Here is a 25,625-nt window from a genome sequence, read left to right on the forward strand (position 1 = left end):
TTGATTATCGTTTCCGCCTTGATTATCGTTTCCGCCTTGATTATCGTTTCCGCCTTGATTATCGTTTCCGCCTTGATTATCGTTTCCGCCTTGATTGTCTAACGGTTTAACGCTATCTTTATCAAATGCGAATTGAATGTCGTAGAAATGATGATAATTCATTGAATCGATATCTACTTTTACTTTTGCATTTAACTTTTTAGATAAATCATCTACTTCTACTTCCACTACGCGTGTATCAGCTTTTATATCTTCACTTAATACACTCGCATCAACGAACGAACCATTTTTCTCAAATTCAAACTTTGTAATCCATGCACTATTCGTTAATGTGAATGATACATATTTTTTACCATCTTTCACCTTTAACACGCCCGGACTCTTCGTATACGTGTTCATCATTGAAATTTCTTCTGTTTGATCTTTTAAAGCTTTGAAACTGATGCTGTATTCGCCATCTTTCATTGTTTCAACATTCGGCTTCTCTACTTCTGGTTTCTCTACCTCTGGCTTTTTATCTCCATCTGGTTGCTTTTCTTCGTTCTTAATTGGCTCAAGTTTATCTTGATTAAATTGAAGTTGTAATTCATGCGTTTGTTTATAATTTTGTGATGCCACTTCAATAAATACTTTTGTATTCAACTTTTTAGATAAACTGTCTACTTCAAATTCTACTACTCTTGTATTTTTCTCTTTATCTTCACTTACTACTTTCGCATCAACAAATGAACCATCTTTTTCTGTTTGGAAATTTTTAATTGATGCGTTATCTGTTAATGTTACAGTCGCTTTTTTCTTACCGTTTTCTACTTTTAATACTGCTGGACTTATTAGCTTGTCTTTCATTCTAGATTCTTCATCTGTCTTATCTTTTAATACTTTAAATGGAATGCTGTACTCTCCATCTTTAATTGTTTCAACTTCTGGTTTTTCTACTTCCGGCTTTTTATCTCCATCCGGTTGTTTTTCTTCATTTTTAATTTGTTCAAGTTTATCTTGTTCAAATAAAAGTTGTACATTATGTGTTTGCTTGTAACCTTGTGATGCCACTTCAATAAATACTTTTGTATTTATTTTTTTAGATAAATCGTCCACTTCAAACACGACTACTCTTGTATCTTTTTCTTTATCTTCACTCACTACTTTTGCATCAACAAATGCGCCATCTTTTTCCGTTTGGAAATTTTTAATTAATGAGCTACTTGTTAGTGTTACAATTGCCTTTTTCTTACCGTTTTCTACTTTTAATACTCCTGGATTTACCATGTAAGTATTCATCTTAGATTCTTCATCTGTTTGATCTTTTAACACTTTAAATGGAATACTATAATTCCCATCGTTAATTGTGTTAGAATTGGGTTGTTGATCTGGGTCAGGCTTTTGGTCGGGCTTCTGACTTGGATCCGGTTTTTCATTTGGATCTGGCTTATTTGCTGGATCCTCTTTTTCATTTGGTTTTTCTACATGAATCGGTGTAATACTATTTTGATCAAATGCAATACGCACATCATAGTCATGATGATAACTTAAAAAGTCTATGTCTACTTTTACTTTCGCATTTAATACTTTCTCTACATCGTCCACTTCAAATTCTACTACTCGTGTATCTTTTTCTTTATCTTCACTAATTACATTTGTCGCAACAAACTGGCCACTTTTTTCTGTTTCAAACTTCGTAATCCATGAACTATGTTCTAACGTAAAGGATACCTTCTTCTTCCCATCCTTCACTTTTAAAGTTCCTGGACTTACAGAGTATTGATTCATCATAGATTCTTCATCTGATGTATCCTTAAGAACTTTGAAACCGATTGAATATTCACCGTCAGCTAGTTGGCTTGCTGCTTGAACTGCAAGAGGTTGTAATGTTGATACGAATGTAAATATCATTAAACACATCGCAACAACAATTTTAAGATATCTATTCAATGGGATAACGCTCCTTTATTTAGTTTTGACGTACTTTACGAATTAAGAAAACACCTGAAATAAGAATTAACACTGCAAATAATCCGATGCGTGCTTCATCGCCTGTTTTTGGGTTATCTGTTTTTTCAGCTTTACCACTTTCATTTGTTCCTTTGTTCGCCTCTTTATTTGTTTCTTTATTCTCTTCTTTCTTCACTCCTTCTTTTACTTTTGTATCTGTTTTTGTCTGATCATTATTCTTTGTTGCAACAGTTGCTTTATTTTCTCCACCTACCGCTTTTACATTTGCATCAAACGCAAAGCGAATTGTGTAGTTATGGTCATAATTTACGTTAGGTACAACAACATGAATTTTTGCAGCTGCTGGCTTAGATAAATCGTCTATTTTAAACTCTACAGTTCTTTTATCTGCTGATTCATCTTTACTAACAACTTTTGCATCAACAAAGTTCCCGTTCTCTGGTGCTTTAAATTCTGTAATCCAAGCACTATGATTCATCGGAATTTGTACTCTCATCTCACCATTTTTCACAATTAACTTAGCTGGTTTTTCAAAATAATCATTTGCCATTGAAGCTGAATCATTTTCTGCTTTTTGTATGACATAGTTAATATCATAAGTACCGTCAGCTACATTTGCCGAAGCTTGTCCAAATGGCACTACGAAAAAAGCTAGCATACATACGAATGTCATAATAAAAGCGGGTAATACAGAAATCTTTCTCATTTGGCTTACTTCCTCCTTGTTTATCTTTCATCCATACTTTTTTTGAAAATGATAATTATTCTCAATTTATAAGAAAAAAATAATAATCCTCTATCATTATTTAATTGTAATTTATTTATGTAATGTAGATATTATTGATTATCATTCTCACTACGCGTTAAAAATAATATCCCTCCCTATTCCTTATAAAGAGCGATTTACATTTTAACATAAGTCCCTATTTCTTTTGATGATTATCATTCTCAATGAAGGTCAAAAAAAATAAAACTAACCATTCTCCTACTCTATCACCTCTATCTACAAAATGATATCGTTATAGAAAACCTTATACCTTTCCACTCCTCACTTTCCTTCCAATATTTCCACAACTAAGTCAATCTTAGCCTAATGCTAATTTTTTTGTCAACTATATTACGTATAAAATTTTTAATATCCAAATTTCCCTATATGTAATTTTTTCTACAAAAAAAGAGACTTTCTTTCATAGAAAGCCTCTTTTCACTATTTTTCTACAGCAACTTCTTGCTTTTGAAATAAAGAAACTACATATCCAATTGCAATTCCAATGATACCCGGAACTAGCCAACCAATCCCTACACTATATAGTGGAATTTTATCTAAGATAGGAGCAAGGGCCACTACTTGAAGATTTGCATTATGCAACCCATCAAAGAAGCTAATTGCAAATGAACCTACAATACCGCCTACATACATAGCTAATGGAAGACGAATATAGTTTTCAACAAGTGATAATACAATCAGTACGATACCAATTGGGTAAATTGCAATTAAAATCGGTAATGCTAATGCGTTTAACTGAGTTAACCCAAGGTTTGCTACCATAAATGCTAACACACAGAAGATGAAAACAACCTTTTGATAAGAAAGCTTTGGTAATAAGGAAGAAAAATATTCCCCACAAGCTGCAACAATACCTACAGAAGTTGTTAAACATGCCGCTGTAATTGCGATCCCTAATAATAAAGTTCCGTAGCTACCAAATAAATGATTTACAACGTTTGTTAAAATAATTCCTCCGTTTGCCCCCATTCCAAGAGACACACTAGAAGCTCCCAGATAAGCAAGTGCTAAATAAACAAGTAGTAAACCGAGTGCTGCAATAAATCCTGCAAAGATTGTTACTTTTGCAATGCTGTTCTTATTTGTAACGCCTTTTGCTTTTAAAGCATTAATAACAACATTTCCGAAAACAAGTGCTGCAAGTCCATCTAAAGTTAAATATCCATCAATAAAACCTTTAAAGAGCGGAGCATTATACGCTTCTGTCGGTGCACCAAATTCTCCAATTGGTGTAATAATTGCTTTACCTACGATAATTGCTATAACAGCTAACAAAATCGGAGTTAATACTTTACCGATGCGGCCCACTAATTTCGATGGGTTTAAAGCTAAATAGAAAGTTACTGCAAAGAAAATGAATGTAAAGATAACAAGTGGATAAGATTGACCAGCTATCTCACTTGGTAAAAATGGTGCAACACTCATTTCATAAGCAACTGTTCCTGTACGCGGAACACTTACGAATACGCCTAAACATAAATAAATTGCAGTGATAAAAACAAGTGCGAATACAGGGTGTACACGTCCCGCTAGCTCATTAATATCTCCCTTTAGAGCTATAACAATTACCCCTAATAAAGGTAATCCAACACCTGTTACGATAAAGCCAAATAACGCGATCCATACGTCTGTTCCAGCACCTTGCCCTAAAGCCGGCGGGAAAATCATATTACCTGCACCGAAAAATAGTGCAAACAACATTAAACTTATTGCAAACATCTCAGAAAACTTTAAAGATGATTTCATTTCTACTAACCTCCTACATATTTTTATATTAACAAAATATTCTGAATTAACGGCCGTCACATATCCTCTTTCAAGCATACTTCCCCGTAAAAGAACGCAAAAAACACCCGTCCCTAACAAAGGGACGAGTGTTGAAATCGTGGTTCCACCCTTATTCTAATAAAATGAATTTATAACAAAATAAACACATTTTATAGCTCGTGTAAATTGATAACGGTTTTATCCGCCAAGAATTACAATGCATCATGCAGTTCACTCTTGAAGTTTAGAGGTGGTAAGTTTGTCTTTCCGTATTAGGAAGCTCACAGCCTAGGCTTCCCTCTCTGAGAATCGTCAAAAACAACTCATGTCCTCATCATTACTTTTATAAAATATCTTGTCGAAACTTGTTGTTTTTTATTATATGGGCTATTTTTTAAAAAATCAATAGTTTTATTTTTTCTGACAAAAAATATAGGGAGAAAATTTTTCCTCCCTATAACTGATTTATTAAAATGTCTAATTCCTCAGATGTAACGCTCCGCCATTTTCCCACTTCAAGATCGTCTAGCTCTATATTCAGAATACGAACCCGCTTTAGCTTTGTTACAGTAAATCCGAAAGCACGGCTCATTCTACGAATTTGTCTGTTCATTCCTTGCGTTAAAACGATGCGAAATGTAGATTGATCCACTCTCGTCACTTTACAAGGCTTCGTCATTCCATCTTTAATCTTTACACCGCTGGCCATCTCATCAATAAACCAATCTGTAAACGGCTTATCAACCGTAACAATATATTCTTTCTCGTGTTCATGATCTCCGTGTAAAATTTGATTGGCAATCCCACCGTCATTCGTTAATAAAATTAATCCTTCTGACGCTTTATCTAATCGTCCAACAGGAAAGATACGCTCTGGGTAATTGATATAATCAATAATATTATCTTCAATATGATCGGCTGCTGTACAAGTAATACCAACTGGTTTATGAAAGGCAATATACACCTTTTCCTTCTCTTCTTTTGCAATAACCTGTCCATCAATCGTTACAACATTACCATCATTAACAAGTGCACCGTGCGTACATATTTCGCCGTTAATAGCCACGCGTCCTGCTTTAATGAGACGGTCTGTTTCGCGTCTTGAGCAAGATTTTGCTTCGCTTATGTATTGGTTGATTTTCATAGCTTATTCCTTTTCATATATATTAAAAGCGTCAATCTATGGCAATATCACTCTGCCACGATTGACGCTCTTTCACTTCGCAAAAACAACTAAATAAATAACCCCAATCACCAAAAATATTCCACAACAAGCTAACAATACTTTTGCAAGTTTGTCCATAAACATATAATGGTTCCCCTTTGTTTCGTTGTTTGCTATTTTAATTCGACAACTGTTACGCCTAGGCCTCCCTCGCCCATGTCACCGTAGCGGTAGTTTTTCACACCGCGGTGCTTCTTCAAGTAATCTTGTACACCTTGGCGAAGCGCTCCTGTTCCTTTACCGTGAATAATTGATACACGAGGATAGCTTGCAAGCTGTGCATCATCTAAATATTTTTCAACGCGCATCATTGCATCTTCATAACGTTCACCGCGAAGATCAAGCTCTAACGAAACGTGATAATCTCTACCCTTCACACTTGCGACTGCTTTTTTCTCAGTTTGCTTCGGTGTATTAATGTATTCCATATTGGATTCTTTCACTTTCATCTTCAGAATACCAATTTGTACGCTCCACTCTGTATCACTTACTTTTTCAAGCAATTGACCTTTTTGACCAAACGTTAACACTTTTACTTCATCACCTGCGCGTAATTGTTGTTTTGGCGCTGTGTTTTTCACGTTTACTTTTTGTTTCTTCACAAGCTCTGGCGCCGTACCTTCTAGACGGCTCTTCGCTTCAATAAGCTCATGGTCTTTCACGTTTATAAGCTGTGCTTTACGCAATTGACGAAGTTCTTGAATAATGCCTTCTGCTTCTTTCTTTGCAGCTTCGACTTTTTCTTCCCCTTCTTTTTGCGCTTTTAATAATTTTTCATCGCGCTCATCATTAAATTCAATAATTTGACGCTGTAATTCACGATGCAGTTTTTCAGATTGCTTGCGAAGTGCTTCTGCTTCGTTCCAGTCACGTTCTGCATTCTTTTGACTTTCTTCTAACTTCGCAATCATATTTTCAATTTTGTTTGTATCTGTACTAATGTGGTTACGAGCTTGATCAATCACGCGATCAGATAGTCCAAGGCGCTTCGAAATTTCAAAAGCATTACTACGTCCTGGTACACCGATTAATAATTTATACGTTGGGCTTAATGTGTTCACGTCGAACTCAACGCTCGCATTAATAACTTTCTCACGGTTATATCCGTATGCTTTTAATTCTGGGTAATGCGTCGTAGCAACAACGCGAGCACCACGATTACATACTTCATCTAAAATTGAAATTGCTAATGCAGCACCTTCTTGCGGGTCTGTTCCAGCACCTAATTCATCGAATAAAACTAAGCTTTCAAAATCAGCTTTTTCTAAAATATCAACAATGTTCACCATATGTGAGGAGAACGTACTTAAACTTTGTTCAATCGATTGCTCATCACCGATATCGGCAAAGATATTTTTAAATACACAAATCTCTGATTCATCCATTACTGGAATGTGAAGGCCAGATTGCGCCATTAGCACACAAATACCAACAGTTTTCAGCGTAACTGTTTTACCACCTGTATTCGGTCCTGTAATAACAATTGTCGTGAAATCTTTACCTAACATAATGTTATTTGGCACGATAATTTCTGGATCAATAAGCGGATGACGTGCTTGTCTTAAATCCATATAGCGCTCGTTATTTACAATTGGCTTCGTTGCTTTTATACGCTTCGCATAAAAAGCTTTCGCAAAGATAAAGTCAAGATTCGCAACTACTTCTACGTTAGATAAAACGATATCTGCTTCTACTGCCACTTCTTCTGTTAACATCAATAAGATGCGTTCAATTTCTTGTTTTTCTTTCACTCGTGCTTCTTGAAGCGCGTTATTTAACTCTACAATGACTTGTGGTTCAATAAATAACGTTTGCCCAGAAGCTGATTGATCGTGGACAATACCGCCATATACACCGCGGTATTCTTGTTTTACTGGGATTACGTAACGTTCGTTACGAATCGTTACAATCGCGTCAGACAACATCTTTTGCGCGTTGGAAGAACGCGTCATGTTTTCTAACTTTTCACGAATACGACTTTCCGCAGTACGAATTTGAGTACGAATACCACGCAGTTTATCACTTGCGCTATCGACTACTTCACCGCCATCACCGATACAATTTGTAATTTTCTTTTCTAAATCATATAAAGATACAATTTGAGCGACATGAGTTTCTAAAATTGGAAGCTCCACACCATTATCAACCATATCTTCGATGAAACGTTTCATATTACGACTACCGTACATTGTATTTGCAATATCAAGTAGTTCGTTCGGACTTAACATACTTCCAATCTTTGCACGCTTCACATTTGAGCGAATATCCGTAATACCACCTAATGGTGCACTACCTTTTAAGCGAATGACTTTCGCTGCTTCATCCGTTGTATCTTGCATTTCTACAATTTCTTCAAAATCAGTGCTTGGCACTAAATGCTTCACTTTGTCACGGCCAAGTGAAGAGGCTGTATGTTCAAGTAATTGTTCTTTTACTTTATTGTATTCTAATACACGCAACGTTCTTTCTAACATGTTGCAGGTCCCCCTTGTGTTACTTATTACGTTTAATATAATCTAATAAACGTTCAATATCCCACGTGTTAATCACGTTATCTTTTTGAATCCAACCTTTACGTGCTGCTGCTACACCTGTTTCCATATCTTCTAACATTTCAAGCGTATGAGCATCCGTATTAATCGCTACTTTCACACCAGCATCTTGTGCTTGTTTTAATAATTTCGCGCTTAAATCTAGACGGTTTGGATTCGCATTTAATTCTAAAACTGTATTTGTTTCTTTTGCGAGCTCGATTAATAAATCTGTATCCACATCATAGCCCTCGCGGCGTCCAAGAAGACGTCCTGTCGGATGAGCAATCATTGTGACATGCTTATTCTCTAGCGCAGCACGAAGACGTTTCATAATCGTTTCACGGTCTTGTGAGAAGCTAGAGTGAATCGCTCCAATGACATAATCTAATTCTGCTAATACTTCATCGTCAAAATCAAGTGTTGCATCCGGTAAAATATCCATTTCAATTCCGCGTAAAATTGTAATGTCTGGATACTTTTCGTTCATACGTTCAATTTCTTTCGCTTGTTCACGAAGGCGCTCTTTCGTTAAACCGTTCGCTACTTTCAAGTATTGTGAGTGATCTGTAATCGCCATAAACTTATATCCACGAGCACGACACGCTTGTACCATCTCTTCAATGGAAAAAGCACCGTCACTCCATGTTGTATGCATATGTAAATCACCTTGTATGTCAGAGAACTGAATTAAGTTTGGATACTCTTTAATTAATTCAATTTCTTTTCCATCTTCACGCACTTCTGGTGGGATAAATGGAAGACCGAAATGAGCGAAGAACTCCTCTTCTGTTTCAAATGTTCTCACTTCACCTGTTTCTAAGTTTTCTACACCGTACTCACTAATTTTCTCGCCTCTATCTTTCGCGATTTGGCGCATTTTTACGTTATGGTCTTTTGATCCTGTGAAATGATGAAGAGTTGTAATAAATTCTTCAGGTTTTACTAAGCGGAAATCGATTGAAATATCATATTCATATTGAAGACGAACAGAAACTTTCGTATCTCCACTTGCGATTACTTCAATCATATTATCAAATTGCAGTAAATGCTCACGTACTGCAGCTGGTTCTGACGTTGCAATGATAAAGTCTAAATCTTTCACTGTTTCACGAACACGGCGCAAACTACCAGCACGAGAGAAACGAATTACTTCAGCAATATTCGACAATTTCTCCTCTATTTCCCCGGCAATAGGCAATACCATTGCGATTGGTAAACGCTCTGGACGAGATCCTACTTGATCGATTGCTTCTAATATTTTCTCTTCTGTCTTCTTACCGAAACCTGCTAAAGCTTGTACTTTATTTTCCTCACAAACCGCTTTTAGCGATTCCATATCAACAACACCAAGTTCTTTATATAACTTAGCCACCTTTTTACCACCAAGTCCTGGCAATTTTAATAACGGTAATAAGCTACTTGGCACTTCTTTCTCAAGCTCTTGTAATACTTCAGATGTTCCCGATTCTATATATTCTTGAATAACTGCCGCTGTTCCTTTTCCAATGCCCGGAATCTTCGTAAAATCTTCAATTTCAGAAAGACTGCGATCGTCACTTTCTAACGCTGCCGCCGCCTTACGAAATGCAGATATTTTAAATGGATTCGCGCCCTTTAGTTCCATAAAAAGCCCAATTGTCTCTAGTAATTTAATAACTTGTTTTTTATTTACTTTCATCATTACCCCGCCTTTCTTTCATAGAAAAAAACTCCTCTTTCCGAAAAAAGAGAAGTTATACTCTGCTACCTGTCTGCCATAGTTCCTTCACCTTTTCAGAAAGAATCGGTGTATCGTCTACAATTATTTTGCTAATTGATGATTTTTGTAATGGTGTTTGTATTTGTTCAATTGGAAGAATGTTTCCAACGATAATTAAAACAAACAAAATAATATATACTTCTAAAAATCCGAGAATTGCCCCCGCAAACGCATTGACTTGCTTTAAAACCGGTATTTCTGCAAACATATTTAACAAATTACCAAGTAATGAAAGTGCAATTTTTGTAATAATAAACAATATGATAAACGCTAGTGCTTGATAAAATACTGTTTCAATATTATTTGCATCAATCCATTCTGGAACAGATACGTTTTTATCAAATGGATACGGAATAAATTTCGCAAGTGCTGGCGCTAAATCTTTACAGTACCAGTATGCAACAAGGTATGCGATAATAAAGCTTGTTAACTTTACAAGTTGCAGAATAAACCCTCTGCGTAAGCCGAGGAAAAATCCCATAACAAGCAGTAAAATGATAATAATATCAATCATGTTATTCCATTCCTTTTTTTGTCATACTTTCTTTCAATTTCTCATGTTCTTCTTTTAATTTTATGTAATCGTGTATGACGTTTACTGCCGTCAATACCGCTAGTCTACTCGTGTCAAGCGAAGGATTCTTGGCATTGAGTTCGCGCATTTTATCATCCACAATCGCTGCTACCATGCGGATATGACTTGTACTTTCATCGCCAACAACTGAATATTGTTGACCATAGATTTCTACATTAATTCGACTTTTCTTTCCCTTTTGTTGTGACAACTCACCGGCCTCCAATCACGTACAGAATCCTAAAGTTTATCATACCATGAACCATCATATTATGGAAACAGAAAGAACAATCCGATATGATAAAAATAACAATATAAAAAAAGGAGCGACCATCTTGTCAAATTCTATCGTAATACAAACAAGTTCTACAGTAATTGAAGACATGAAACAACAATATAAACAAGCGCTTAGCCCAAAAATCCCACAAGGCGGGATCTTCATGGCAAAGGTGCCATCTTGCACGATTACAGCTTATAAATCTGGAAAAGTAATGTTCCAAGGAGGCCGTGCTGAAGCAGAAGCTTCGCGTTGGCAAACTGTCTCTCAAACACCGAAAACAGCTGTAAAAAAATCTGTCGATTCACACCGTTATGCACCCCCTGCTTCCATCGGTACAATGTCTATCGTAGGGTCAGATGAAGTTGGTACTGGTGATTTCTTCGGACCGATGACAGTAGTTGCTGTATATGTGGATGCGAAGCAAATCCCACTGTTAAAAGAACTTGGTGTAAAAGACTCTAAAAACTTAAATGACGATCAAATTACTGCCATTGCAAAACAACTTCTACACGTTGTTCCTTACAGCTCTCTTGTCCTTCATAATGAAAAATATAACGAGCTATTTGATAAAGGAAACAACCAAGGTAAGTTAAAAGCTTTACTACATAATAAAGCTATTACAAACTTATTAGCTAAAATTGCACCTACAAAGCCTGAAGGCGTCTTAATCGATCAATTCACACAACCAGATACATACTATAAATATTTAGCAAAGCAAAAGCAGGTACAGCGTGAAAATGTTTACTTCGCGACGAAAGGCGAAAGCGTCCATTTAGCAGTAGCCGCTGCTTCTATTTTAGCTCGCTACTCATTCGTAAAACAGTTTGACGAATTAAGCAAAAAAGCTGGTATGTCACTTCCAAAAGGTGCTGGTAAACAAGTCGATATCGCCGCTGCTAAATTAATTCAAAAGCTTGGTAAAGAACGATTACCTGAGTTTGTGAAAATGCATTTCGCTAATAAGGAGAAGGCCTTTCGCTTATTAAAATAGTATCGACAAAAACAGGAGGCTACAAACTCCTGTTTTTTTGTTTCCCTACTATTATCCTTATAATTTTGTTACAATTAAAATATACAGATTATTCTAACACAGGAGGAGATTCCCATTGCTACTTCTACAAATGATTCTAAATATTTTACTAGGCGATCCACACGAAAGACAGTTTGAAATTAGAGAAAACATTCAGCTACTAAGTGAACAACGAGAATTCAACGATTTAATAGAGCGCTATGGCCGATCTTTCTTATTAAACTTTCGGATTCGAAGATTTATCGGGAAACACGATGCCCGCTTGTTAATACATAATCCAGCAAAACTACAACACTTCTGTGAGGAACTTGAATGTATGATTAGAAGAAAAAGATTGTTTACATAAGGAGGGAATTCATATGAACGCTTTAAAAGTTAAAAAGTTATTATATGTTTTCGTACACCTCGTAGGCCCACTTTCTTACCTCACTATTTCTACCATTTGGGGAGCTTTTTTCACTTCTAAATCCACATTCGAAAATATATCTGATAATCTTGGTGTGATGGCCATCTATTACGTGCTCATGAGCTTACTGTGGTTTTTCTATTTAGATCGATTAGACAAAGATGTAGATAAAATTACAAAAGAGATTAATGATAATAAGGTGTAATACATATAAAAAAAGGAGAGCCGCCAAGACTCTCCTTTTTTATGTTAGCTTCTTTTCTGCTTCTTATTTGATGAAGATACTTTATGAGAACCTGTTTCATGTGTCGTCGTTCCTTGTCCTTCTACTTCTGGAGAACCTAGGCTTGATCTTGAATGATCTTTTTTTACTTTTTTACTCATTTATATTCACCCCTTCGCGTTACTTTTTGCTACGAGGTAATAAACTATGCAAAGTCAACTCCCCCCACTGAGATAAAGCGTTTCAGTGGGGGCTTGAGTTAGAATGCTAGGTCTTTTCGTCTATCGCTAGACAGTTTGACGCTCTAGCATTCATGCCACCTTATGGTAACACCCCAAGTAAGTTTTTGGTTGGTACTGGCAACGAACTATTGTTTTCCCACTTGCACCACCCTTTCGAAAAAGAGCAATTCTTCCTTCCAGAAGAAGCCACCACTCAGATGAATCTGGCGTGTGCTACAAGCCCCGACAAGTCGAGTACACATGGATGGTTGACGCACCCACTAAGCTATGCGCGAAGCAACAGCCTTACGTTTTTGCACTTCTAATAGAACCGGCGTTTTCACTTTAAGATTTTCATCCAATTCTACAACTTTTGATTTTTCCAATGTATTCAATGCACCATTAATATCAGCATGGATACATGTTCCTGCTTTACTTTGGTACAGACCACGAGTGATTCGTTTGCCACTAAAGCGATACTGAGTCCTATCATCCTTAGACCAAACTGGAACCCTATCTTTATCCAGAAAACTAGCTTTTGAAGTATAGCTTTCTTCTTGTTTTAAAAATTGGATACCTTCTTTTACACATTTATTCTCAATCGCTGCCATCAGTTTATGAAATGGGATTTGAACAAATGTTTGATTATTCTTTTTTCCCATATCAGATTTTTGTTTCCAACCAGCGTTATACCCTACGACAATCGTATCTATGTTGCATGCTCTCACTTTTTTGAACAACAGGCCTACAGTTTGTGAAATGTAACCATGTATTTGTCGTTCTCGTTTATGCCAAAGTGCAGCCATTTGATTCGTTACAACACGTTTTGAAAGTCCATTTTCCCTATTTTTTAGTTGCAGATTACGTATCATTTTGTTGAAGTATTGGTTAATGGATTTTAGTTTTTTTCCATCAATTAAAAATGCATCACCTGTATTTGTTATGCAACTTACTAATCTGTCTACACCTAAATCGCAACTCAAAGCGTTACTAGTAGTCGTGGATGGTTTCTTCATTTGAGAAACGTGCATTTCATATGTATAATGCACCTCAAAGAACCGACCTTTTTGCTTCGGTACAATCTCAATGTAGGAGATTTTTTTATTTCTTAAGTTTTTTGGCATACGTATTTTAATGGAACCGAATTTTTTTCTGAATGCAACATTCATCGGAATCATCCAATACCCGTTATCATCAACTTTTGGAACTTGATAGATTTCAATAATTCGTTTGTCAGTGGAACGAGAATAATTCGGAAACTTAGGACGACCTGTGAAGGTTTCATTTTTTTTCTTCCACTGTTCCAATGCCTTAAAAAAGCTTTTTACTTCTGTAAATAAGGCTCTACGAATCGCTTGAACAGAGTTTGATTGCATGCCCCAGTAGTTTGTATCGGTTTGCATGGCAGTGTCCACTTCTTTTACAGTAGCCATCTTTTTATTATTCAAGTAACTTTGTTTAATCGTGTACAATCCAACATTTCGCAAAGCTTTTGAACTATGTGACATACGCTGAAGTAAGCGAAATTCTTTTGCAGTAAGGCACGCTCTTCCGATATTCTGTTTCTGAGTGAATCGTTGTATGCTTTCTCTTTTCTTTTGTTTTCGTAATACTTTCACTGCTTTCTTTCTAGCCATTGTTTTCACCACCTATCTTAGAGAGTTCATTAAAATTATTTTTGACAAATCAATATTTGGAACAAAATGGAACAAAATGCGAACATGTTCTTCATCTTAATTCCTTTTGGCTCAAGTAGCTGAATGATGATCATTATCCAATTTCGTTGTCTTACAATCTATTCCCTCCTTATCTACGCAGATTATATCGTAAGACAAAAAGAAACAAATATTCGCTATCGAAAAATTGTTATGAACGAAACAAAAGAGTTCAGCCTACCTTCTGACGGCAATTCATCTCCACCTGAATTGTTGGATTTCACCCGTAACACAAATCAGATGGAGTCTTCTTGCCGAAAAGGAAAAAAGCGAGAGGAAACCCTCTCGCTTTTTCATATCTTAAAACTCAGAAGAACCTGGAGTTCTTGGGAATGGAATTACGTCACGGATGTTAGCCATGCCAGTGATGTACATTAAGAAGCGCTCAAAACCTAGACCGAATCCAGCGTGTTTTGTACCGCCGTATTTTCTAAGTTCTAAGTACCACCAGTAGTCCTCTTCGTTCATACCTAATTCTTTAATTCTGTCTACTAAAACGTCCATTCTTTCTTCACGTTGGCTTCCGCCGATTAATTCGCCGATGCCAGGAACTAGAAGGTCAGTAGCAGCTACTGTTTTTCCATCTTCATTCATACGCATGTAGAACGCTTTAATGTCTTTTGGATAGTCAGTTACGAATACAGGGCGTTTGAAAATTTCTTCTGATAAGTATCTTTCGTGCTCTGTTTGTAAGTCAATACCCCATTCTACTGGATATTTGAAGTCAGCACCTGACTCTTGAAGCACTTTAATTGCTTCTGTATATGTGATACGACCGAAGTCAGAGTTGATTACGTTGTTCATGCGCTCAAGAACTGTTTTATCAACGAAGCTGTTGAAGAATTCCATTTCTTCTGGTGCATGCTCTAGTACGTATTTCATTGCATATTTCAGCATATCTTCTGTAAGATCCATTACGTCGCCTAATTCAGCGAATGCAATCTCCGGCTCAACCATCCAGAACTCAGCTGCGTGGCGAGTTGTGTTTGAGTTTTCTGCACGGAATGTAGGTCCGAATGTGTATACGTCACGGAATGCTAATGCATAAGCTTCAGCGTTCAGCTGTCCACTTACTGTTAAGTTTGTTTCTTTGCCGAAGAAGTCTTTTGATTCATCAACTTGTCCGTCTTCACCTTTTGGTACGTTGTTTAAATCTTGCGTTGTTACGCGGAACATTTCGCCTGCACCTTCTGTATCACTACCAGTGATGATTGGTGTGTGAACATGTACGAATCCACGCTCTTGGAAGAACTGGTGAATCGCAAATGCTGCGACAGAACGTACACGGAACGTTGCAGAGAATGCATTTGTTCTTGGACGTAAGTGAGCGATTGTACGTAAGTATTCAAACGTGTGACGTTTCTTTTGAAGTGGGTAATCAGAATCTGATAAGCCCTCGATATCAATTTTTTCTGCTTTAATTTCAAATGGTTGCTTCGCTCCAGGCGTTGCAATTACTGTACCTTCTACTTTAACTGAAGAGCTAAGTGGAAGTTTTGCAATTTCTTTGAAGTTTTCTAACTCTGTATCGAAAACGATTTGAACGCTTTTGAAAAAGCTACCGTCGTTTAATTCGATGAAACCAAATGCTTTTGAATCACGTAAGTTACGAATCCACCCTGATACTTGTACTGTTTGACCTGCGTATTTATCTGTATCTCTATACAGACTTTTTACTAATGTGTTTTCCATAGTGAAATTCTCCTTTGCACATATATTTAAATACAAAAAAACCTTTCATCCATAAAGGGACGAAAGGTTAAACTTCGCGGTACCACCCAATTTGTCATAAAGACCAACTTTAGCTCGTATGTAATACATACTTCCCGGTTTGTAACAGGCCGGATTCCCGTCTAAGCCTACTCTTGAATACAAGTTTCAATTTCGGTTAGCAACTCCAAGGTGTTCTTCACATATACCGCCTCATCAGGCTCTCACCGTCCCTGACTCGCTTTGGATTATAGTATATACTACTTTTCCTTATCATCGTCTTTCATTTTGTTAAACTAAAATTAATGTACTACATTCGAGAGAAAGATGCAAGATACCAAAAAATATATCAGCAATTTTTGTAATATATCGACTTACCGACAATCGTGCCATAAAAAAATTGCCGGACTGAATCCGGCAATCTTTTATTACTTACGTAACTCCGCACCAAATTTCTCTTCTACCGTTGTTAATACACGGTTATGTGCTTCTGTTACTTCTTCGTCTGTTAACGTACGTTCTGCATCGAAGTAGGTCATAGAGAATGCAAGTGATTTCTTGCCTTCTTCCATTTTTTCACCTTCGTATAAGTCGAATAGCGCTACGTCTTTCAGAAGTTCTCCGCCAGCTTCAGCAATGACTTGCTTCATTTCGCCAGCTTTTGTTTCTTTTGTTACGACAACAGCCATATCACGTGTCATAGATGGGAAACGTGGAATTGCTGCGTAGTAAGTTTCTTCTGCGTCTGCACCGAACACTTTTACAAGAGATAGTTCGAATACGAATGTATTTTTCACATCTAATTGTTTTTCTGCTTCTGGGTGCAATTGACCGATGAAACCAATTACTTCGCCATCTAATACGATGTCAGCTGTACGACCTGGGTGCATACCTTCACGTTTTGCTGGTGCATATGTGATTTGGTTTGCAACGCCAAGTACGTCGAATAATCCTTCTAGTACACCCTTCACAACGAAGAAGTCTACTACTTTCTTCTCACCTTGCCATGCATGGTGAAGTGCAAGACCTGTCATAACACCTGCAAGATGTTGTTCTTCTTTCGGAAGTTCTCCTGCTTCTGTCGGTAAGAAGACAGAACCTACTTCGTATAAAGCAACACTATCGTTTTTACGTGCCACATTATATGAAACAGCTTCTAGTAATTGCGGTACTAAGCTTAAACGAAGTTGGCTACGCTCTTCACTCATTGGAAGTGCAAGGTTTACAGGAGCTTTTTCATTTGGCTCAACCATATATTGCTTCGCTTTATCAGCGCTCGTTAATGAATACGTGATTGCTTCATATAAACCAGCACCTTCTAAGAAGCGACGTACTTTACGACGTTTCGTTTGTGCTGATGTTAATTTACCACGAGTCATTGTTCCAGAAGGTAATGTAACTGGAATGTGGTCATAACCGTATAGACGACCCACTTCTTCTACTAAGTCTTCTGAAATTGTAATATCAGGACGACGTGCTGGTACATTCACATGGAATGTTCCTTCTACTTCTGTGAATGGGAATTTTAAGTTTGTGAACATTGTACCCATTTCACTTGCAGAAATATTTGTACCTAATACACGGTTTACTTTTTCAGCAGTAACAGATACTGTACGCTCTTGTACTTGTAAGTTGTCAGCTTCTACTACACCTTCAAGTGCTTCTCCACCAGCGTATTTCGCCATTAAAGCAGCTGCGTGTTGAATTGCTTCAAATGTACGTGTTGGGTCAATTCCTTTTTCAAAACGTGCACTTGATTCACTGCGAAGACCTAAGTCTTTTGATGTACGGCGTACTGTTTGACCTGCAAAGTATGCAGATTCAATCAAAACGTTTACTGTCTCATTTGTAACTTCAGAATCCGCTCCGCCCATTACACCAGCAACAGCTAAAGCTTTTGTTCCGTTTGTAATTACAAGGTGGTGGCTTTGTAACGTACGCTCTTGATCATCTAACGTTTCAATTTTTTCGCCTTCTTTTGCAAGACGAACAACGATTTCTTTTGAACCTAATTTATCGTAATCGAATGCATGTAACGGTTGACCGTATTCCATTAAAATGTAGTTTGTAATATCAACTACATTGCTAATTGGACGAATGCCAGCTGCCATAAGGCGCGTTTGCATCCACATTGGTGATGGACCAATCTTTACGTTCTTTACCATTTTTGCAATATATAATGGGTTTTCTTCTTTCGCTTCTACACTTACAGAAATGTAATCAGAAGTTTTTTCTGCTGTTTCTTGTAAGCTGATAGCTGGAAGTTTTACTTCACGGCCGTAAATAGCAGCGACTTCATATGCAACACCTAGCATGTTTAAGCAATCTGCACGGTTTGGTGTTAAACCAAGCTCAAGTACTTCATCATGTAAGTTTAAAATTTCAAGTGCGTCTGCACCAACTTCAGCGTCACTCGGGAAGATGAAGATACCGTCTGCATATTCTTTTGAAACTAACTTTCCATCAATGCCAAGCTCTTGAAGCGCACAAACCATACCGTGAGAAGCTTCACCACGTAGTTTTGCTTTTTTAATTTTGAAGTTGCCAGGAAGTACAGCACCAACTTTTGCAACTGGTACTTTTAAACCTTTTGCAATGTTCGCCGCTCCACAAATAATTTGAACTGGCTCTTCTTCACCGATATCGATTAAGCATTTGCTTAATTTATCAGCTTCTGGGTGTTTTTCACATTCTAATACGTGACCAACTACAACACCTTTTACACCTTTATTTAATACTTCAACACCTTCTACTTCAATACCACTTTTCGTGATTTTGTCTGCTAGTTCTTGTGCTGTTACATCTTTAATATCTACATACTCTTGTAACCAACGATATGATACGAACATACTTATCCTCTCCTTCCCTTACGCTCGTTTGAATTGTTGTAAGAAACGTACATCATTTGTATAGAAATGACGAATGTCATCTACGCCGTATTTCAACATTGCGATACGCTCTGCGCCCATACCGAATGCGAAACCTTGATATTCTTTTGAATCATAACCAGCCATTTCAAGTACGTTCGGATGAACCATACCTGCGCCTAAAATTTCGATCCAGCCAGTTCCTTTACAAGTGCCGCAACCTTTGCCGTGACACATCATACAAGAAATATCCATCTCTACAGATGGCTCTGTGAATGGGAAGAAACTTGGACGAAGACGGATTTCACGATCTTCACCGAACATCTTTTTCACGAATACTTGCAGTGTACCTTTTAAGTCACTCATGCGAATGTTTTTATCAATTACAAGACCTTCAATTTGCATGAACTGGTGTGAATGCGTCGCATCATCGTCATCACGGCGATACACTTTACCAGGACAAATAATTTTAATTGGGCCTTTTTCTTTATTATTTTCCATCGTACGTGCTTGCACAGAAGATGTATGTGTACGTAGTAACGTTTCTTCTGTAATGTAGAATGTATCTTGCATATCACGCGCTGGGTGATCTTTCGGTAAGTTTAATGCTTCGAAGTTGTAGTAGTCTTTTTCTACTTCTGTTCCTTCAGCTACTTCATAACCCATACCGATGAATACATCTTCAATTTGTTCAACAACAGCTGTTAACGGATGGTGACAACCTGTTTCAACAGGACGGCCTGGTAGTGTAACATCAATTGTTTCCGTAGCCAATTTCGCTTCAATTACTGCTTTTTCTAAGTTACCAATTTTGTCTTCTAAACGCGTTTGGATCGCTTCACGTACTTCATTTACTAATGCTCCCATACGTGGACGCTCTTCTGCTGATAATTTTCCCATGCCGCGTAATACTTCTGTAATTGGACCTTTTTTCCCTAAATACGCTACGCGTACGTCGTTTAAGCCCTTTAGCTCTTTCGCTTCTTCAATAAGCTCTAACGCTTTTTGCTTTAGCTCTTTTAAACGTGCTTCCATTTGGAACCCTCCTAATTTTAAAAATAAAAAAACCTCGCTCCCAAAAAGGGACGAGGTAAATTCGCGGTACCACCCTAAATTGACAGACCAGGTCTGCCCACTCATTAGTTATAACGATCAATTCTGACCGGAACGCCTTTACATATATATGGTCCTGGCGTCAACTCCAGAGGTGAATTCACTTCCGTCTACCATAAGAATACTTTCAGTCTAAGGCATTCTCTCCCTTTATGGCGATTTTGTAAGTTACTCTTCTCTATCAACGTTTTTCGTTATTTAACTTTTAATATAATATACTTCAACTTATTATAAGAAGTTTTTTATTTGTTCGCAACTGGGCTTTGCAAATAATACGTTAAAATCCCTGCTGCAACCGCAACATTTAATGATTCTGCCCCGCCGTAAATCGGAATATACAAGTTTTGATCACTTTTTTCAAGAATTTCTTCGCTTACGCCACTTCCTTCATTTCCTACAATTAATGCAAAACTACCAGCTGGTGTTACTTCACCATATGGAACTCCATTTTCAAGAGCTGTTCCATATACAGGAACGTTATTTTCTTTTAACTTGTCTACCCACTCTTCTAAGTTCCCTTTTACAACTGGTAAATGGAAAATAGAACCTTGTGTAGAGCGAAGCACTTTACTATTATATGCATCAACGCATCCTTCTCCAAGCACAACAGCATGAATACCAGCTGCATCAGCTGTACGAATAATTGTCCCTAAGTTGCCCGGGTCTTGAAGACCATCTAATAAAAGAAACTTTCCATCTGCAAGAGCTACTTCACTCTCGTGTTTCTCACAAACAGCAAATACCCCTTGCGTCGTTTCTGTTTCACGGAGTACTTTTACGATTGCTTCAGGTACGATATACATTTCCACATCATTAACTGTCCAATCTTTCGGAAGATCTGTCTGATCAGAAACGATAAGTTCTGTTACAACTCCTGCTTTTAAAGCTTCTTCCACTAAGTGGAATCCTTCTACAAAAAATAAACCTTTTTTATCGCGCTCTTTTTTCGTCTGCAGCTTTTTCCACTGCTTCACACGCGGATTTTGCACTGAATCAATGTTTTTCATAATATGTATTTCCCTCTCTTCTTGTCTTATCATTATAGCCTATTTTTCATACATATTTACATAAAAAAGAACAAAAACTAACGTCAGTTTCAATTCTGAAGAAGAGGTGAAGATAATGAGTTTTAATTTACGCGGTGCTGTATTAGCGAATGTATCTGGAAATTCACAAGATCAATTACAAGAAACGATTGTCGATGCAATTCAAAGCGGTGAAGAAAAAATGCTTCCAGGTCTTGGCGTTTTATTCGAAGTCATTTGGAAAAATGCTGATGAAAATGAAAAACACGAAATGTTAGGAACACTGGAGCAAGGATTAAAAAAATAAACAATAAAAGGTCACCTTAGAAAAAAACTAAGGTGACCTTTTATGTCTATAAAATTTTTCTTCTCCTAAACATTTCTACTTTACTAACGCTATCCCGATGGAGTACAATGTTCAAAATACATTTAAACCGATCGATTTTCTTATAGACACCATTAGATAAAAAGGAGTGAATGTTTTATGCAACGTATTACGCTTGAACAAGTTTTTAAACATCACATTACACAAAAATATGTAAACCGTTCTGGAATGGTCCACGCGATTGCTGTCGCTTACCATGCGTTTCACTTAGCGAAAAAGCATCATGCCTCAGTCGATGCTGCAACAAAAGCTGGTTTCCTTCATGATATCGGACATCACACATGGTACAGCGAGGGAGAATGGGACTATGACTTGTATAAAAAGAATGATATACATGCAATTAAAGGAGCAGAAAGAGCTCATAAATTGCTTATTAGATTAGGAGAACATCCGAAACTAGCAAAAGAAATTTCTATCGCGATTCTTCTTCATACAGATTCTTTCTTAGTACAGCAAGAAATTGAAAGGACATCTCTTCAAAACATTATTAAATGGGCAGACGAAGCAGATGAAGAACCGGGCGGAGCACACCATTATAGAACGATTTCTTATGAAAAAGCACTTAAAGCTATTCAGCAGTTAGACCGATTGGTAGAACGTGAATTACAAATAGAGCAATCAAAATCGAATAACAAGGCAGAACATAGTTATCAATGAGAAAGAGGCATCACTATAGGGTGATACCTCTTTTATTATTTTATAGAAAATACACCTTTATATGTAATATTTAAATATTACATATAAAAACAAAATACTTTATAATTAAATATACAAATATAAAGAGGTGATTTTATAAATGCAACCCGCTACACAACTTTCTAATGAACAGAAATACTCTATGTCATGGGGACAATTTATTAGCTCAGTTTTATTCGCTTTTTTCGGAACCGGACTTATTACTGTGTTCCTCGCAATGCCCTTAACAATTTATACAGCCGGTCTTACAGATAAAAAACAAATTGCCCTGTATGAATCTATCGTAAATACTGCAAGTATCGTATTACAACTAGCCGTGTTGTTATTCTTCATTTTTAAATTCAAACCCGCAAAAAAATTACTACTAAAATCTTTTAACTTTAAAGCACTTAAAGAATGGCGTACATACGTATACTTACTTCTTTTCTTCACTATAAACATTATACTCAATTACATCTTGTTAAATTATGTGTTCCAAGACGCAACAAAGCAGCAATCTTCCGCACTAAACTTAGACGTTTTTAAGCAGTATCAAATATTATTACTTCTCGGCTTCGCAATACTCACACCAATTTTTGAAGAACTTATTTTCCGTGGCTTTATACTTCGCTTCTTCTCAGAGCGATTTCCATTTTGGATTGCAGCCATCATAACAAGTTTCTTCTTCGGTATCGCTCATACATACTCACTTGGAGTCATGGTAATTACTTTCTTCATGGGATTATTAATGGCCATTTTATGTAAAAAAACAAAATCCATTATTCCAGCTATATTACTTCATATTATGAATAATATGTTAGCCTTTTTAGGATAAAGAGAGGTATCATCACGATACCTCTTTTTTACTCTTTTATAACAACTTCAAACTCTTCTTCCGTTAGCACTTTTCGATAATCCGTTTTCTTTTCTCCTTCTTCAGCAGAAGTTAGGACAGGTGTCAGTATAATTTTCGTTACATTATCCTCTAGTTTTTCAAACCGCCAATAACTATTTTTCGATAGTGTATGTCCTGAAACCGGTTTTAGCTCTTTCCCATCTTGATCTTTTCCCATAAATGTTACATCTAACTTTGTTCCGTTCAACATCTTATAGTTCAACTTCGCGGATATAGGAGAAACTTTTAAATCTTCCACTTCTATTTTTTGACCATTTTCTAATTTAAAATGTTTATGGATTGGGATTGTTTTCGTTTCTGCTTTTAATTTGTCTCCAGATGCTTTAAAAGAAAAGCCCCATTCTCCTTTTATTGATGTTTTACCTTTTAACGGCATAAGTCTTCTATATACAATTTGTATATCTAGTTCCCCATCCAATTCCATTGGATTCATTTGTGAATCTTTCAAATTTGTAGTAGTAAAAAATGTGTATGTATAATCATTTACTTTTTGTTTACCTCCACCACCACTACCATTTAACTCTTTTCCATTTATATAAACATCTGGGTGCGGTAAAAAAATCCCCCCTAGATTAACACTGTTAGACTTAAACGTACTATTAACAATAATCTGCCCTTCATCTATCATCACTTCATCTAACCGTACTTCTACACCGTTATCATAAACTGTTTGTCCTATTGTCGTTTTATATTCTTTTAAAGGTTCCCCTCTACTGTTTACGTAGTCTTCCATTTTACTTCCGATTAACGGTATATCCGCAATCATCCTTCTCATATCTACAGTCATCATCATAATAAATAATGCCGCAGCCGATGTTACAATCGCTACATTCCGTTTCGTATGAGCTTTGTTCTTGTTTATTTTTTTACGAACTCGCTTTTTTATTTTCTGTTTCTCTATGTGAGTTAAGTTAACCTCTTCATATTCATTCTCATCCATTTTTATATCATTTAACATTTCATATGGATCTTTCATTTTCTTCACCTCTTTTCTTATTTATTTCATCCGGTTATGTAAAAATAATGACCTTAACTTCTTCCGTCCCCTTGATAGACGATTATATATAAAAGAAGTTTTCACGCCCATTTTCTCTGCAATATTTTCTACACTATCTTCTTCCACGTAATGCTTTATAAAGATTTCTTTATCGTTCTTCTTTAAATGATCTAATATATGTTCCATATCATTACTAATTTCATTTTTAGTCGTATCGGTATGCATCGCTATTTCACCTATGTGATCTAATCCTTTTTCATTTACTGTTTTCGCATATTTCCTCGCATAATCGATAGATTTGTATTTTGTAATAGCCGCGATCCAATTTTTTAAAGTATTTTTCTCTTCATCATACTTTTCAATATGATTCCAAATCGCTAATAACACATCATCCATACATTCCTCTTGTACATCTTGAAACGAAGCTAAATGCTTCTGAATAATACTTTTTATAAGTCCACCGTACTGGTCGATAATAAAGTATAATGCTTTTTCATTCCTTTTCCTTAGCTGCATTGCAACGTTCTCTTCTGTAATTTTCATATGCACCCTCCTCTCTAACGTTCTCTATATCTATTAATTCGTATCATTACTTCTCATTTCTATCAATTTATACATATTTATTAATAATATCCAAAATAAACCTCATGTAGTAAAATATAACTGATTACATAGAAGGAGACTATATATGTTGAGCTTACTTTGGGTTGTTTATATGCCACTTCTTGTTTTATGCGGATTTTTCGGTGGTATCTTTTTAATTGTTATTAGCATGAAACATCGTAAATTATTTGTTGGTTTAATGGGGCTACTTAGCTTCTCCTTTGTCACACTACCTTTTGTTTTTTGGGGCATGGGAGTGGATAGCAATACAATCTTCCCTATTCCAACTTCTCTATACTGAACGCTATTTTCTTTAACTGGATCAATAGCAGGGGTAAGTGGAGTCCAAGCCAAAATTAAAAGTATACGTAATATGGGATTCATTATTTTTATCGCTGGTATATTAGGGGTTATCTTCTGGTTACTCATGACTGTAGGTGATTCATACTATATATAATATTTTTTAGAAACGCATAAATCGGAGGTAATACAAAAGTGTTTGGAATATTAACTTGGATGATTTTCGCTCTTACTTTGATGTTATGTGAATTCATCATTGGTATTTTTTTAATTATTACTGGAATTAAATATCATAAACCACTTACTATTATGGCTGGTTTGATTAGTATATCGCTTATCTTTGTTCCTATCATTTGTATAGGTTATGGAATAGATTTAGAGGGGATGGTTCCAATTTCGGGAACTTTATATTGGTGTTTCTTCTCCTTAGCTGGACTATTAGCTATTATAAGTGGCAGACAAATATCAAGTATTCGTGCTATGGGAATGGTTTTGTTTATAACAGGATTGTGCTCCGTAACTGGTTATCATTTTTTATATCTCACTCTTTAACAAGACAAAAA

Annotated in this window: 23 protein-coding genes, 1 pseudogene and 3 other annotated features; of the genes and pseudogenes, 8 read left to right on the forward strand and 16 right to left on the reverse strand. The window is 36.4% G+C overall.

All coding sequences use genetic code 11. The features are described from left to right. From FS802_RS22610 to zapA, 8 genes are all read right to left on the reverse strand, one after another. On the reverse strand, positions 1-1,929 hold a 1,929-nt coding region (locus tag FS802_RS22610; protein ID WP_186367230.1), incomplete at its 3' end, for an NEAT domain-containing protein. 19 nt (positions 1,930-1,948) lie between these two features. Further along, positions 1,949-2,656, reverse strand: a complete 708-nt coding sequence (gene isdC / locus FS802_RS22615) for a heme uptake protein IsdC (protein ID WP_098654480.1) — start codon at positions 2,654-2,656, stop codon at positions 1,949-1,951. A 501-nt stretch (positions 2,657-3,157) separates the two neighbouring features. Next, entirely contained in the window at positions 3,158-4,483 is a 1,326-nt protein-coding gene (gene brnQ6, locus FS802_RS22620; protein ID WP_000842661.1) for a branched-chain amino acid transport system II carrier protein BrnQ6, read from the reverse strand. 117 nt (positions 4,484-4,600) lie between these two features. Then, positions 4,601-4,851 (reverse strand) — a binding site (T-box leader). 107 nt (positions 4,852-4,958) lie between these two features. Next, positions 4,959-5,648, reverse strand: a complete 690-nt coding sequence (locus tag FS802_RS22625) for a 23S rRNA pseudouridine(2604) synthase RluF (protein ID WP_098654479.1) — start codon at positions 5,646-5,648, stop codon at positions 4,959-4,961. Between the two features lie 194 nt (positions 5,649-5,842). Next, positions 5,843-8,203: an endonuclease MutS2 gene (locus FS802_RS22630; RefSeq protein ID WP_098096605.1), complete on the reverse strand. Its 2,361-nt coding sequence runs from the start codon at positions 8,201-8,203 to the stop codon at positions 5,843-5,845. A 19-nt stretch (positions 8,204-8,222) separates the two neighbouring features. Then, positions 8,223-9,941, reverse strand: a complete 1,719-nt coding sequence (polX, locus tag FS802_RS22635; protein WP_000867526.1) for a DNA polymerase/3'-5' exonuclease PolX — start codon at positions 9,939-9,941, stop codon at positions 8,223-8,225. Between the two features lie 55 nt (positions 9,942-9,996). Continuing rightward, entirely contained in the window at positions 9,997-10,536 is a 540-nt protein-coding gene (locus FS802_RS22640; RefSeq protein WP_000565411.1) for a CvpA family protein, read from the reverse strand. Position 10,537: 1 nt separating this feature from the next. Beyond that, positions 10,538-10,807, reverse strand: coding sequence for a cell division protein ZapA (gene zapA / locus FS802_RS22645; protein ID WP_000082701.1), 270 nt, complete (start codon positions 10,805-10,807; stop codon positions 10,538-10,540). Between the two features lie 124 nt (positions 10,808-10,931). Between zapA and rnhC the strand changes: the two genes are divergently transcribed. The 3 genes from rnhC to FS802_RS22660 all read left to right on the forward strand — a co-directional run bounded on the left by rnhC (position 10,932) and on the right by FS802_RS22660 (position 12,517). Further along, positions 10,932-11,867 (forward strand): ribonuclease HIII, encoded by a 936-nt coding sequence (gene rnhC / locus FS802_RS22650; protein WP_000071613.1) that lies wholly within the window; start codon positions 10,932-10,934, stop codon positions 11,865-11,867. Positions 11,868-11,982: 115 nt separating this feature from the next. Beyond that, a complete protein-coding gene (locus FS802_RS22655; RefSeq protein WP_000925541.1) occupies positions 11,983-12,252 on the forward strand; it encodes a hypothetical protein in 270 nt (89 codons plus the stop codon). 13 nt (positions 12,253-12,265) lie between these two features. Further along, positions 12,266-12,517, forward strand: coding sequence for a hypothetical protein (locus FS802_RS22660; RefSeq protein ID WP_048562156.1), 252 nt, complete (start codon positions 12,266-12,268; stop codon positions 12,515-12,517). 44 nt (positions 12,518-12,561) lie between these two features. On the opposite strand, the gene FS802_RS22665 is transcribed toward FS802_RS22660, so the two are convergent. The 6 genes from FS802_RS22665 to FS802_RS22700 all read right to left on the reverse strand — a co-directional run bounded on the left by FS802_RS22665 (position 12,562) and on the right by FS802_RS22700 (position 21,201). Further along, positions 12,562-12,696: a YuzL family protein gene (locus tag FS802_RS22665; protein ID WP_000039594.1), complete on the reverse strand. Its 135-nt coding sequence runs from the start codon at positions 12,694-12,696 to the stop codon at positions 12,562-12,564. A gap of 341 nt (positions 12,697-13,037) precedes the next feature. Continuing rightward, entirely contained in the window at positions 13,038-14,393 is a 1,356-nt protein-coding gene (locus tag FS802_RS22675) for an RNA-guided endonuclease TnpB family protein (RefSeq protein ID WP_144525507.1), read from the reverse strand. Positions 14,394-14,771: 378 nt separating this feature from the next. Further along, positions 14,772-16,163, reverse strand: a complete 1,392-nt coding sequence (asnS, locus tag FS802_RS22685) for an asparagine--tRNA ligase (RefSeq protein WP_000432172.1) — start codon at positions 16,161-16,163, stop codon at positions 14,772-14,774. 52 nt (positions 16,164-16,215) lie between these two features. Next, positions 16,216-16,467: a binding site (T-box leader), on the reverse strand. 142 nt (positions 16,468-16,609) lie between these two features. Next, positions 16,610-19,030, reverse strand: coding sequence for a phenylalanine--tRNA ligase subunit beta (gene pheT, locus FS802_RS22690; protein WP_098654478.1), 2,421 nt, complete (start codon positions 19,028-19,030; stop codon positions 16,610-16,612). Positions 19,031-19,048: 18 nt separating this feature from the next. Beyond that, a complete protein-coding gene (gene pheS, locus FS802_RS22695) occupies positions 19,049-20,083 on the reverse strand; it encodes a phenylalanine--tRNA ligase subunit alpha (protein WP_000388220.1) in 1,035 nt (344 codons plus the stop codon). A gap of 43 nt (positions 20,084-20,126) precedes the next feature. Beyond that, positions 20,127-20,355: a binding site (T-box leader), on the reverse strand. 48 nt (positions 20,356-20,403) lie between these two features. Next, a complete protein-coding gene (locus FS802_RS22700) occupies positions 20,404-21,201 on the reverse strand; it encodes a TrmH family RNA methyltransferase (protein WP_141545936.1) in 798 nt (265 codons plus the stop codon). Between the two features lie 82 nt (positions 21,202-21,283). On the opposite strand from FS802_RS22700, the gene sspI reads away from it, so the two are divergent. From sspI to FS802_RS22715, 3 genes are all read left to right on the forward strand, one after another. Next, positions 21,284-21,493 (forward strand): small acid-soluble spore protein SspI, encoded by a 210-nt coding sequence (gene sspI / locus FS802_RS22705; RefSeq protein ID WP_000009511.1) that lies wholly within the window; start codon positions 21,284-21,286, stop codon positions 21,491-21,493. A gap of 177 nt (positions 21,494-21,670) precedes the next feature. Continuing rightward, positions 21,671-22,228 carry an HD domain-containing protein gene (locus FS802_RS22710; protein WP_001189002.1) on the forward strand — a complete coding sequence of 186 codons (558 nt, stop codon included), beginning with the start codon at positions 21,671-21,673 and terminating at the stop codon, positions 22,226-22,228. Between the two features lie 139 nt (positions 22,229-22,367). Then, the gene (locus FS802_RS22715) at positions 22,368-23,081 is read left to right on the forward strand and encodes a CPBP family intramembrane glutamic endopeptidase (RefSeq protein ID WP_098654476.1); all 714 of its coding nucleotides are present in this window, start codon (positions 22,368-22,370) and stop codon (positions 23,079-23,081) included. Positions 23,082-23,109: 28 nt separating this feature from the next. Here FS802_RS22715 and FS802_RS22720 read toward each other — a convergent pair whose 3' ends face one another. Next, positions 23,110-24,138: a DUF4179 domain-containing protein gene (locus tag FS802_RS22720; protein ID WP_098654475.1), complete on the reverse strand. Its 1,029-nt coding sequence runs from the start codon at positions 24,136-24,138 to the stop codon at positions 23,110-23,112. A 21-nt stretch (positions 24,139-24,159) separates the two neighbouring features. After that, on the reverse strand, positions 24,160-24,702 hold the full coding sequence (locus FS802_RS22725) for a sigma-70 family RNA polymerase sigma factor (RefSeq protein WP_098654474.1): 543 nt from the start codon (positions 24,700-24,702) through the stop codon (positions 24,160-24,162). Positions 24,703-24,847: 145 nt separating this feature from the next. On the opposite strand from FS802_RS22725, the pseudogene FS802_RS22730 reads away from it, so the two are divergent. Next, positions 24,848-25,219 (forward strand): annotated as a pseudogene (locus FS802_RS22730) (DNA-binding protein). 38 nt (positions 25,220-25,257) lie between these two features. Further along, positions 25,258-25,614 (forward strand): hypothetical protein, encoded by a 357-nt coding sequence (locus FS802_RS22735; RefSeq protein WP_000467051.1) that lies wholly within the window; start codon positions 25,258-25,260, stop codon positions 25,612-25,614. Positions 25,615-25,625: the final 11 nt, after the last annotated feature.

Origin of the sequence: Bacillus sp. DE0042 (genome assembly GCF_007680225.1) — a bacterium.
Lineage (GTDB): Bacteria > Bacillota > Bacilli > Bacillales > Bacillaceae_G > Bacillus_A > Bacillus_A wiedmannii.